Below are 12081 nucleotides of genomic sequence, written 5' to 3'. Positions count from 1 at the left end.
AGCTGAACAGTGCCGCCTAGCCCAACGGCTTGACGGGAGCACCTTCTTGCATGAACTGCAGACCGGAGATGATGACCTTGTCGCCCGGTTTGAGACCGGAGAGGACTGGGTAGGTATTGCCTACTGTTTCGCCGACATTCACAGGTATCTGATGGGCTACGTAGCCATCACCCTTAGGTTCCGCGATAAAGACAAAGGTTTGGCCTCCGACCATCGAGACGGCGAGCACTGGAATCACCGGCGCGGGATTGGAGTTCCAGGTGATGCGCGCCTTGACCAGCTGCTCGTTGCGGAGGCGCTCGGTCGTACGGGGAATCTCAGCCTTGACGAGAATGCTCTGCAATCCGTTGTCCACCTGGGGGGAGAGGAAGCTGATCTTCGATTTAACGACGACGTTCCCGTCGTTATCGAGGATATCGACGGGGAGCCCGGGCTTAACCTCGGTGGCGCGTTCCGTGGGAACGTAGATGTACGCTTCGAGATCGGCATTCTCATCCACCGTGGTCAGTATGGTGGTTGCGGAGACATAGTCTCCGACATGCACAGGGATATCGCCGACGACACCTGCGAACGGGGCGCGAATTTGGTAATACGCCAACTGCTGCTTCGCCGTATTGGTCTGAGCGGCGGAAGAATCAAAATCTCCCTTGGAGTTTTGATACGCCTGCACCGCCTGATCATAGGCCTGCTTTGAAGTGACGCCTGCCTCAAAGAGCTTGCGCTGGCGTTCCACCTCGCCCTGGTTGTACTGGTAGACGGCCTTCTTCTGCGCCTCGGTTCCCTGCTGTTGCTGAACGGTCGCAACCTGCTTGAGCGGGTCGATCTGCATTAGGAGTTGCCCCGCTTTGACGACGTCACCTGACTTCACGAAGATTCGGGTCAGATTACCGTCGACCTGAGGCTGCATCGTGGCGGAACGACGGCTCTTGATGGTGGCGACGTAGGTGTCGCTATTGGGCACCGGGGAAAGTGTCACCGGTGCCACTTGGACAGGCATCGCCTGGGGCGCTGCAGCGACCGGCGGTGGAGCAGATTTGCAACCTGCAAGAAGGCAGATGGTGGCGCAGATAGCAAACGGCAGAATGCGACGGGGCTTCAGAGTCGAGGACACGGTGTTTCTCCTTCAAATTCAAAAACATCAATTACAACGCCCTTCCCGGTCAAAACCTGCGGAAGAACGACCGTAGATAGGTCAAGTGTCTGATTCCGCAAGAGCACTGGGAGTTTCAATTTTAGATGACACCCTCCCCAAGGAAGGTTCGCAATATTTAAGGATTCTGCAAAAGAAAGTAGGGATGGAGTTTAGCTGCGGATAGGTATTTTGACACGGCCTATCTATATTGATAGCGTTGAAAAGATGAGGGATCGGGTGAGCCCATCATAGCGTCCCTGTCGTCTAGCCCGGCCCAGGACACCGCCCTTTCACGGCGTTAACACAAGTTCAAATCTTGTCAGGGACGCCAACTACCAATCATTTCACCACATCGATTGAGATCAAGCCGCGGGTTTACGCAGGCTGAATCACCCGCGACCCTCTTAAACCATAGTAAACAATGAACATGTAGCAGAGCACCGGAACGATAAATGCATGGTGGATGCCAATGTGGTCGGCCAGAACTCCCTGGGCTTCCGGAATCAACGCCCCGCCCACGATAGCCGTAACCAGCAACCCGGAGGCTTCGCCCGTCAGCGGCCCCATCTCGGCGATGCCCAGCGTAAAGATGCAGGGGAACATGATCGAATTGAAAAGACCCACGAGCAGGATGCTCCACACGGCCACGTGGCCGAAGCTGAGCATAGAAATCACCACCAGCACCATCGCAACCATCGCGCACAGAGACAGCAAGGTTCCAGTCTTCACCTTCTGCAGCACAGCCGATCCGATAAAGCGGCCTGCCATCGCCCCGCCCCAATAGAATGGGACCAGGTTCGCCGCCGCCAGCGCCGACAAACCGGCAATGTATGACTGGTTGAAGTAGTTAATCAGGAAACTGCCAATCGAAACCTCGGCGCCCACGTACACAAAGATCGCGACCGCGCCAAGCACGACATGCCGGTAGTGCCAGATGCCATGTCCCTTTTCACCTGCCTTGCTTGGACGATAATCCTGCGTCGCATCCAGCCGGGGAAACTTGTAAAACCAGATCGCCAGCGCCAGCAGCACTAATGCCAGTGCAATCGCGATGTAGGGAAACTTCACCGTCGCCGCTTGCTGAATCCGATAAGCATGCAACATCATCGGCGTCATATTGCTGGTATTTTCGACCGTCTTTTCAGCGCCACGCAGAATCAGCCAGCCGCCGAGCGGAGGCCCAATGGTTGTGCCCAACGAATTGAACGCCTGGGTCAGGTTCAAGCGGCTTGATCCCGTCTCCGGCGGTCCCAGCACCGTCACGTAAGGATTCGCCGCAACCTGCAGCGCCGTAATGCCTGCCGCCAGAACGATGAGCGCCGCAAGAAAGAGCGGGAACGAAGGCATATTTGCAGCCGGAATGAACAGGGCCGCGCCTACGCCCATCGTAAGTAGCCCCAGCACCATCGTTCGCTGATAGCCGATCCACTCCACCACCTTGCCCGACGGAATTCCGAACGCAGCATAGGAAGAGAAGAACGCAAACTGCACCAGCATCGCCTCTGCGTAGTTGAGGTCGAAGATCGCCTTGAGGTGCGGAATCAGAATATCGTTGAGCGAGGTAAGAAATCCCCACACAAAAAACAGCGTGGTGACCATCGCAAAAGCGTTGCGGTAGTTGCCAGCCGATCCAGTTCCCGGAGTTGCGGCTATCTGCGTTGAGCTGCCTACATTCGTCATTGCCATTGCTTAAGTTCCTCTATCCCGCGCATCAGGCGCAAGACGATACTTTGAGAATCATATCCTGATTAAGCAGATGTTCCGCCGCAGCTGTGTGTCGGAAGAATTATGCTGCAATTGAAACAAGTTCCCTATAGATATCATTTCGGCTAATCGTGTGGTGGTAGTTCCGTAGGCATCTGAACCGCCGCGGGTTCCCCATCTGCGGCGCGCGTAATCGTCGGAGCATACAGCCCCAGCAATTGACGCCGCCACCAGTCTCCCGTCCGCCGCTTCTCGTCCATCGACGTGAACCAGTACTGCCACAGCACCGCTCGTACATAACGTGGCGGCGACTGGGGAAACGGATTGCTGCGAAAGAGATTAAGTACATCGCTATCGTTATCCAGCAACCGCTCTTCCGTCAGCAGAACAATCTGGCTTTGCCGCCAGTCTCCCAGGGACGCGAACCACAGGTTCCAGTCAAACCGCGGCTGGTACGGTGCATAAATTCGAGGGGCCTCATTCAATAACTGCGGCTTGTATCGAAATAAATAAGGCTGCCAGTTGGTGCCGTCGTTCGAGCCCTGAAACTCAATCTCGTAGCGTCCGCGAGTCATGACCGCAAACAGCCCATACTGGTTGGCGATGCGGAACGGTTCGAGCACCTTCACAGGGGCCAGAGGCAGCGGTACCCGGGACAACACCATGGCCCCCATCTCCACAGTTGTGGTATACGCCACCCAGGTTAGGAGCACCGCCGCTACGGCCACGCCTACGGCGCGCAGCCGCTCTGGCAGCGATGCCGCGCTTTCCGGTCCTGCCTTCACGTCCTCGACTGGCACCCGCGGACGGAAGCGCGCCGGAATCAAATGACGCAGGCTGAAATCATCCAACAGCAGTAAGCCGAGCGCGGCCACCAGATAGTTCAGAAATGTGTAGTTGCCGGTCAGAATCACGCCAATCTGCCACGGCGTAACGATCCAGAAGCAGACCAGTCTCACCCGGCGGGGAAAGAACACCATCAGCACGATGCCAAACTCGAGCACAAGCGTAAGCACGGTGGTGGCGGCTTGAAACCAATGCGGCAGATGCCCGACGTACCATCCAATCCACGTCGGCAGAGGGCTGTTTTGGTAATACCCATCCATCGCGGTAAGGTTCCTCCACTGCACATCACCGCTGAGGATCTTCACCATACCGGACTCGAAGTAGATTCTGAACCACTCCCACAACAGCAGAAATAGACTTGCGCGCGATGGCGGATGGTCCGCGCCAAAGCCAGGTAACAATCCCGGCGGGGCAAAGAAGAGCGCCAGAAATCCAGCCTCCAGCAACATGCCGTCCGACTGATAGCCTGAGAAGTCCCCCGCCGCTGCAACGAACGATAGAAAGCAGACGAAGCAGATAAAGAGATTCAGCCGTGGCCAAACGTTGAAGAACACCAGCACAGAGGCCAGCAATCCAATCCATACGACTGCCATCAGCATATGCGGGCCAGCCGAGATCCAGAATAGCGATGGCGCGCTCCAATATCGGCTCGCGCTCAGATAATGGGCCACCGCGGCCAGATATTGCCACGCCGGGAGAACACCGCTCGGACCGATGAGTCCCTTGATCTGAAAGGCGAGAGAGAAGAATGCCGAAAAATAAATCGCGCCCAGCGCCCTGAGAAAAAGCCATCGCGGAGCAAGGGACTTCCCCTCCCCACTCCGGGAATCGAAGAGCCACCGATAAAGATGAGTCAACTGTTCCATATAGGCCAGCCATTAAGATGCGGCCGCGATAAAACATGGACATCCGACAAGATCAGTTTCCCCCGCAGGCTCAGCCCGGATAGTCGCACAGCCGGGAAGGTAACTGGATTTCAAACCGGCGCAAAGGGCAAAGATATTCCATCCGTGCTGTGCCTATCGGGTTGGCTCATTCAGCTTGATCGTCTGCGTGATGCCTTGGCCTTCGACGATGGTATAGAGATTGTCCGCCGCAACATTGTGCAGTTCTTCGGTCGCCCCGCTCGGCCACTCGATCTTTACCTGCTTCATCACAGGCGCGGCGCCTAGCCCAAAGTGAAGACGCTGATCGTTCGAGGACAGATAGCTCCCCCCGGCACGCACTTCGTCGATTTCGACCAACGTTCCGGCCGTGACCGTAACCCGCGCGCCGATAGCGGCACGATTGCTTTTCGTACCGACCAGGCGAAAGAGGACGCGATGGTTCGCATTCTTCGTCTCGTTCAAAAACAGCGACGGCGGCCCCCCGACGTTATAGACCACGACATCCACATTGCCATCGTTATTGATGTCCCCAAAGGCTGTACCCCGACGCGAATGCAGCGGCCCATCATTCAAGCCGGTGGCAGTGGCGACCTCGTCGAACCTGCCATCGTGCTGGTTCCTATAGAGATGAATTGGCTCGCGATACTTCAGATCGTGCGGCAGCTTGTCGACCATCGAACTGACGTTGCCGTTGGCTACGAAGATGTCTGGCCAGCCACTGTTATCGAAGTCCGCAAATCCAGCGCCCCAGGCGACAAGCTGGTCCGAAGCTCGCGTCAGTCCCGCCGCCGAAGCGCGGTCGGTGAAGCCTAATGCCTCTTGATTTTTGTAGAGGCTCATTGGTTGATAGCCATAGCGGGTGACGACAAGATCAAGCGCACCGGTACGGTCGTAGTCGCTAAAGTCAGCAGCCATATTGCCCATCGAACGGCCCTCCGCGCTCAAGGCAGTGCCGGAGATGAGGCCATCCTCTTCAAACGTGCCGTCGTGCTTGTTGCGGTAGAGAAAATTCGGCCCCATATCGTTGCTGACAAACAGATCGGGCCAGCCATCATGGTCGTAGTCTCCCCAAACGACCCCCATGCCGAGCCGCTTATCGGGATTATCGACGCCCGCCTTCTGCGCCACCTCCTCGAAGCTGCTGCCAACGTTATGGAAGAGCAGATCGGTCTCGCCATTCAGCACTGGCACCTCCATCGGTAGGCCCTGATATTCAAAGGCCTTCTCTCCGGGCTTCGGCAGATGATACAGGTCGGTGTCTACGTAGCGCGAAACGAACAAATCGAGCTTGCCGTCACGATCGTAGTCCGCCCATGCAGCACCTACGCTGAAGCCTCCGCCACTTACCTTTTGCTGCGCCGTCACATCTGCAAATTTGCAGCCGCCAAGATTGCGATAGAGAACATTGTGACCATAGCCCGTAACGTAAATATCAGGGAGACCATCGTTGTCGAAGTCCCCGATGGCGACTCCCATTCCCCAGCCTCGCGTCGTCAATCCGGATGCAAGCGTGACATCGGTGAAATGAACAGGTCCGTTCGGGCGCGTGTCCTGACGATAGAGCGTCACCATCAGGTCGCCGCTATGCAGATAGGCATCCACCGTCGAATCGGTCACGGTGACGATATCGAGCTTGCCGTCGTTATCACAGTCGAATAGGCCAACGCCCCCGCCCATCATCTCGACCAGATACTGCTTCACCGGCGCGGAGTGAGGGACCGTTGTCAGGCCAGTCTCTTGCCCAATATCGCGAAAGTGGAGTGCAGTCGCGTTCTGCGCATAAACCGCGACCGAAGGAAGCATCGCCATCGCAACGGCGAAGATGCCCTTGCGAATTGCCGCATCAGGGCTGAACATTTGCCCCCTTCTTCTCTGAATGCGCAAGGGTCAGTGACTGAGCGTACATATCAGCCAGTTGCGGGGTCGAAGAAAGCGATGGTGCGATTGGGGCTAGCGTGCGCACCACGGCGGCATAGTCCTTGACCCTGAAGTAGCTGATACCAAGCACCCGTCTCGCTCCATCCTCCCGGGGATGTGCTGCGAGATAGCGGCTCAATGGAGGTACGGCCTGGGCATAGAATTGGGCTGAAAACGCTGCCCTGCCCCAGTTGTAGTCAAGTCCTTCGAGCGCCGGGTTCCACTTCGCCGCCTTCGCGAAGTATCCGGTGGCAGTTGCGAACTCACTGGCACCTGCAGCCATGGCGCCGAGATTGTTATAGCTATCGGCAATCGCAGGCGCGGCACGCGTCGTAAAGGCGTTCAATGCAGTCCTCGCCTTGGAGTCCATCGGCGCGGGATCGGGCAGAGGCTGGAACGGCGCAATACTCGCCGCCCCTCCCATGGAAGTACCTTTCAGCTTTGCCTGATCGCGCTGCATGTTCTGCTTGAGCAGGCTCGCGGAGACCTGCATCTCCTGTTTCGCTTCATCGAGGTGGCGGGTCTGCACCAGCAGCCGTCCCAACAGATAATGCGCGCGCTGCACCTGATAGTGATTGCGCGAAAGGTCCGTCGTCAGGGCGATGGCCTGGCGCAGTGCCAGCTCCGCATCTGCCGGCCGATTCAGTTGAAGGTATACCTGCCCCAGAAGCAGAGGATTGTCTGGGTTGCGCGGGTCTAAATTGGCTGCGCGCTTCAAGTCTTGTTCCGCTTCGGTAAAATGGCGCTCGCTGAATGCGATGTAGCCGAGCTGCGCAAGGCTGAAATAGTCATTCGGATTCAATCCCAGTTCGCGATGAAACTCCTTGATCGCTTCAGGAAAACCAACCTGGCCTTGGCTCAGCAGATAGGATGCTCCAAGGCAGTAATGCACCTCGGGCAGGCGCGGATTGAGCGCGATAGATTTTTTAAACTCAACGATGGCAAGATCGGGATTCCCAGCCTCGGCATAGGAGCGGCCAAAGTCGAGATGAATCGCCGCTGTATTGCCAAATCCTGTGGACATTTCATTGAAAAGCTTCGACGCGTTCTTCGTGTCGGACAATGCGAGATAGGCAGTAGCCAGCGCGAGTCCGTTTTTATAGTTGGGATCGAGAGCGACCGCGGCCTCCAGTTGCTTGCGAGCCTCCTCATTCTCATCCGTTTGCAGCAGTGCTTCGCCAAGAATCAATCGCGCGGTCGAATTCTTCGAGTCGGCTGCAACTACGGCCTGAGCCTGAGCCTTCGCTGTAGGGATATCGCGGGCCACGAGAGCAGCCTGCGCATAGGCCATGCGTAGCTCAGTGGCCCCGCTCTCCGGCACGACAGCCAGCGCTTCTTTATAGAGCTTCGCGCCAGCCGGATAATCGCCAGCCCGCACATTGTCGTCCGCAAGATGGCGGAGTGCGCCTGCAAGAAAGCTCTGATAGTCCCCTGCGGCGGTGGTCAGATTGCCTGCGGATTGAGCGCGCTGGGCCGCATCGTACATTTGCTGAAGATCGGGAGCAGGAGTTGCTTTGTCTGCGCGCTGACCGAAGCTCGGCTGGCAAATGGCAAAGCAGAACATCATCGGTAGAAGCACCAGCCACAAGCCGCGCATGAAGAGCACCCGGCAATAACTGCGTGGGACATCAGTCGTGGTGGGTATTACCGGCATTGAACCAAAGTATAGCGAAGGGTGATGATGCTCTTCATCGAATCCATATCTCTTCATAATTCTGTAGCAGAAAAAATGGGGCGACTCAAAGAGAGCCGCCCCACCCAGGTTGAAGAACAAGCTAGAAGTTGTACTTGATAGCCAGTTCCATGGTGCGTTGCGTGTGTCCGCCAGTCTTGGTATCGAGGAAACCAAGAGTCTTGGAGTTCGAGGCGTTATTCGGCGTCAAATCGTTGTTGTAGTGGAGCGCCAGCTGGTTTCCTCCGCTGAACTGGGGTAGCGGATGATTGACCCAATTGAATGCCGAGGCACGAAACTGCACAGTCTGACGCTCCGTAACATGGAACGTCTTGTATGCCGCCAGGTCGCTATCGAAGTAGTCCGCCATCCTGTAGTAAGGAAGGTTCCGCGGGCCATTGCTTCCAATCGCCGGAGCTGCAAAGCAGGACTCGTTCACCCGCTGCTTATCCGCCAAGTGCGCACCCGCATCGCAAGTCAGAACCGGCATGATCAACTTTGCAGCCGATGTACCGAAGTATGTGTTCTGGCTGAGACCGGTGATCGAAAGCCCAAAGTTCGGACTGTTGATCGCCTGCAGGTTGCCACCCGATTGCCACGATGTAATTCCGGAGATCGTCCAGCCATTCGCCACACCACTAATAATGTGCGATTCGCCGTTATAGACCCTGAGGAAGTTATACGAGTAGGAGGAGTTGAAGGCGTAGGGACGGTCTATGCTCAAAACGCCATAGTTGCCCTGGACGGTGAACGGATCGATCTGCTGGCCTGTGCCCAAGGTCTTGGACCAGGTGTAGTTGAAGTTGAACGTAAGACGGTCGGAACGTTTGACCCAGCTCAGTTGCAGGCCGTTGTAGTTTGCGTAACCGCTATTCGTATTGACGTTGATCGAGTTGGTTCCATATTCCTTACCGTAGGGGCGATAGTCTGCTTCTTGATTGCTAGAAGCACCCTGCGAAAGGTTCTCCGGATTTGGTGAGACTACGTGAGTGACCGGATCGGCTTTGAAGAACGCGCCAAGCGGGACCTTGTTCTGATTGGTGAAATCACCAAAGCCGCTGCCTGAGGTGCTCTCGCCGCCCATCACCAATTCCTTGCTTGTGCTGCCGACATAGGCAACTTCAACCAAGGAACTCCACGGTGCCTGCTGCGAAATGGTCATGTTGTAAGCACGACTCTCTGGGATGCCATAATCTGTGGGGTCCAACGCGTTGACTCCGCCGTTGATGCCACCAGGTGTTGGCGCAGGGATGTTACCAATCTGTGACAGAAGCACACTGGTCTGTCCCGGCAACCCATAGCTCTGAATGCTCTGGGCCGTCGTCAAGGCGCCGGTGTAGTCGTTGTATTGATCGGTAAACCGATAAACGCCCCATCCGCCGCGTATCAGGGTCTTGCCTGTGCCAAAGAGGTCATAGGAAACTCCGAAACGGGGAGACACAAGGAGGAAGCGATCCGGTTGACCGCTCTTTGGAATGCCGGGGTTGATGCCGTGCCAGTAGACGCCGGGATTCAGCTTACCCGAGTTGTAGTCGGATGTGACGAGTGAAGGAATGAAGACCGCAAGGCCGTTGCCCTGCCGATCATACCAATGACCAATATGGTCGAAGCGGATGCCGTACTCAATGTTGAGACGTTTGGTCGCCTTCCATGAATCATTGCCGTAGAAGGAGAACGTCTGATAAGCCATATCGCTGATCGGAGAAGAGTTGTTCTCGCTATAGCCACTGGCGACGCCCATCACGAAGTTCGCTGTGGGATTGTTTGCGGAGCCGAGTGGCTGTGGCGCACCAGCCGGACTAAAGACATTGTTATGAACCGTGCCACCTTGGCTGAAGCTGCTCAGGTTACCATTGGGCGATTCAGAAGCGCCTTGAATATTGCCGACGTTCTCGGCATAAACTCCGGCCTTGATGGTGTGCGTTCCAATGACCTTCGTCACATCGTCCGAGAATGCAGGCATTTCCTTGCGAACAAGGTACTTGCCGCCCGTTTCAAAGATGTCCTGCTGCGAAAAATCGGGGAAGGTCAAGGTTCCGGCGCTGCTGTAGGACGGGATCAGAGGAGATCCTGTCTTGAAGATCGTGCCATAACCGGACGGATAGCCGAGGGTTGTCTTGTAAGCGGCAGAAGCCTTGGGGGGCCCGACCGGGAAGTTGCCGAAACCCCAGCTCGCAATGAACTCATTGGTGAGCGTCGGGCTGAAGATGTGGGTGAAGTGTCCTGCAACTGATTTAGAGAACGAGCTGCTGATGAGGCCGCCACCGGGGTACGGTATGGAGTTTCCTGGCGTCCAGTAGATGTGAGCGCCATTCCCCTGTGAAGGAGCTGAATCCTGGCCATATTGGTAGGAGACAAAGAAGCTGCTCTTATCGCTGAGGTTGTAGTCCACGCGGGCGCGGAACAGATAGCCGTTGTGCTGTCCGGGAATGACCTGATTGTAGTTATAGCCGCCTGGGGTGGTGGCCGGGTTGGCGTTGGCAGCGGGCCAGAAACTTGCAAGCGATGCCGCACCGGGATCCAGAAACTCGGCAGGAATCATACCTGCGGGCCTCGATCCATAACCCACGATCGTACCGTCTGGAAGTACCGTTCCTGTCTGCTGAATCTTTGCCGGGGAACTGGTATCCGTTGGGGCTAGGTTGTTGCAGCCGTTGGTTGCAGTAGCGGTCAGGGCTCCCTGGCAGAACGCTACGTTTGCCGGGGTGTTCGTGAAGTTTCCGGCCATCATGTCTGCCGTGGGAATGAAGGACTGCAAGCGGTTCGAATTGCCTGTGTTCTGCAGAATGCGCTCGTAGCCAGTCCAGAAACGAAGCTTTTTATGCGTAAACGGCACCGGGCCACCAAAGTTGCCGCCAGGATAATAGTAGTGAGCGCTGCCTTTTGGATTTCCGGCATGGTCGCTCTGCCAGTCGTTGGCATTTAGAACGTCATTGCGTGCATACAAGTAGCCCTCGCCATGATATTCGGATCCGCCTGACTTGCTGATTGCATTGATGACTACCGGACCACGCGGCGCATCCGCACCGAAGTTCGAGGTCTGAACGCTGACCTCCTGCGTCATGTCAGGATTGAGAATTGCAATCGAGTTGCAATCGCAACCGGGATCGTCTACGTCGACGCCGTCTGAAAGCTGGCTGGTTCCTCCGCGGTTGACCGCACCGTTTGCGTTCAAGCCATTGCCTACTGCGCTCGAACCGACGCTGACAACAGTAGGATCAAACGACGAACCATTGCCGAGGCCGTTGGGAGTGTTGGTGACTCCGGGAAGAACCTTCAGCAACTCTGAAAGGTTACGGCCCTGGATAGCGAGTTGCTGAATGTCCTTGAAGTCCAGGATCGCAGCGCGTTGGCCGTTTTCGACCGGGATGATTTGTGTGTTCGCTTCGACGGTAACCGTCTCATTCGTCTGACCGATGGTGAGCGTAAGGTCGGAGAGCTTGATGAGGTCAGCAGCATGCAGCACGATGCCATGCCGCTCATAGCTCTTGAAGCCCTTTGCGTCGATCTTGACCGTGTAGGTTGAGGGCAACAACGCCGGAAAGGCAAAGTACCCGCTGTCGTTGCTGACGCTGTTGCGGGCCTCCTTGGTGGCCTCGTTGGTTAAGGTAACGTTCGCGCCGGGAATCACTGCCCCCGTCCCATCAGTTACTGTGCCATTGAGGGTTGCCGACACCTGGGCACCTGCCGAGGGCAGAAACACCAGAAACAGGGCTAAGACAAGCGCCAGGCTTAGCGATGCCTGCCGCCACAACGTCGGGAAATACTTCCCACGATCCTGCATAGATTGCATACTGCCTCCAAAAACCTTCCACTGCATCAATGCCCAGACATCGGACACAACCTTCAACTAGCGATTGCGGAACAGAATTTCGTCCGCTCTCACTCTCCGGCACGATTCGTATCCGCCGGTTACTGTTTGT

6 protein-coding genes and 1 tRNA gene are annotated in these 12081 nt (G+C 56.4%); 1 reads left to right on the top strand and 6 read right to left on the bottom strand.

What is annotated here, in order from left to right; all coding sequences use genetic code 11:
- Nucleotides 1-16 precede the first annotated feature (16 nt).
- The gene (locus tag P4G45_RS06440; RefSeq protein WP_348268847.1) at nucleotides 17-1111 is read right to left on the bottom strand and encodes an efflux RND transporter periplasmic adaptor subunit; all 1095 of its coding nucleotides are present in this window, start codon (nucleotides 1109-1111) and stop codon (nucleotides 17-19) included.
- A 274-nt stretch (nucleotides 1112-1385) separates the two neighbouring features.
- Between P4G45_RS06440 and P4G45_RS06435 the strand changes: the two genes are divergently transcribed.
- Nucleotides 1386-1463: transfer RNA gene (locus tag P4G45_RS06435), tRNA-Glu, on the top strand.
- A gap of 44 nt (nucleotides 1464-1507) precedes the next feature.
- Here P4G45_RS06435 and P4G45_RS06430 read toward each other — a convergent pair.
- The 5 genes from P4G45_RS06430 to P4G45_RS06410 form a co-directional block, all read right to left on the bottom strand.
- Entirely contained in the window at nucleotides 1508-2818 is a 1311-nt protein-coding gene (locus P4G45_RS06430) for a sugar MFS transporter (RefSeq protein ID WP_348268846.1), read from the bottom strand.
- Nucleotides 2819-2961: 143 nt separating this feature from the next.
- A complete protein-coding gene (locus P4G45_RS06425) occupies nucleotides 2962-4548 on the bottom strand; it encodes a lipase maturation factor family protein (protein WP_348268845.1) in 1587 nt (528 codons plus the stop codon).
- Nucleotides 4549-4701: 153 nt separating this feature from the next.
- Complete coding sequence (locus P4G45_RS06420; RefSeq protein ID WP_348268844.1) at nucleotides 4702-6426, bottom strand: CRTAC1 family protein; 1725 nt, start codon at nucleotides 6424-6426, stop codon at nucleotides 4702-4704.
- Complete coding sequence (locus P4G45_RS06415; protein WP_348268843.1) at nucleotides 6413-8140, bottom strand: tetratricopeptide repeat protein; 1728 nt, start codon at nucleotides 8138-8140, stop codon at nucleotides 6413-6415. The genes P4G45_RS06420 and P4G45_RS06415 overlap by 14 nt, the downstream gene beginning before the upstream one ends.
- Nucleotides 8141-8261: 121 nt before the next feature.
- Nucleotides 8262-11951 carry a carboxypeptidase-like regulatory domain-containing protein gene (locus tag P4G45_RS06410; protein WP_348268842.1) on the bottom strand — a complete coding sequence of 1230 codons (3690 nt, stop codon included), beginning with the start codon at nucleotides 11949-11951 and terminating at the stop codon, nucleotides 8262-8264.
- Nucleotides 11952-12081 lie beyond the last annotated feature (130 nt).

This window comes from Edaphobacter paludis (genome assembly GCF_039993895.1).
In the GTDB taxonomy this organism is placed as follows: domain Bacteria; phylum Acidobacteriota; class Terriglobia; order Terriglobales; family Acidobacteriaceae; genus Edaphobacter; species Edaphobacter paludis.
This window is presented reverse-complemented; position numbering and strand designations above follow the sequence as displayed.

Coding starts and splice junctions, on each gene's coding strand:
- P4G45_RS06430 (WP_348268846.1), bottom strand. CDS start 2,818: ATGGCAATGACGAATGTAGGCAGCTCAACGCAGATAGCCGCAACTCCG.
- P4G45_RS06425 (WP_348268845.1), bottom strand. CDS start 4,548: ATGGAACAGTTGACTCATCTTTATCGGTGGCTCTTCGATTCCCGGAGT.
- P4G45_RS06420 (WP_348268844.1), bottom strand. CDS start 6,426: ATGTTCAGCCCTGATGCGGCAATTCGCAAGGGCATCTTCGCCGTTGCG.
- P4G45_RS06415 (WP_348268843.1), bottom strand. CDS start 8,140: ATGCCGGTAATACCCACCACGACTGATGTCCCACGCAGTTATTGCCGG.
- P4G45_RS06410 (WP_348268842.1), bottom strand. CDS start 11,951: ATGCAATCTATGCAGGATCGTGGGAAGTATTTCCCGACGTTGTGGCGG.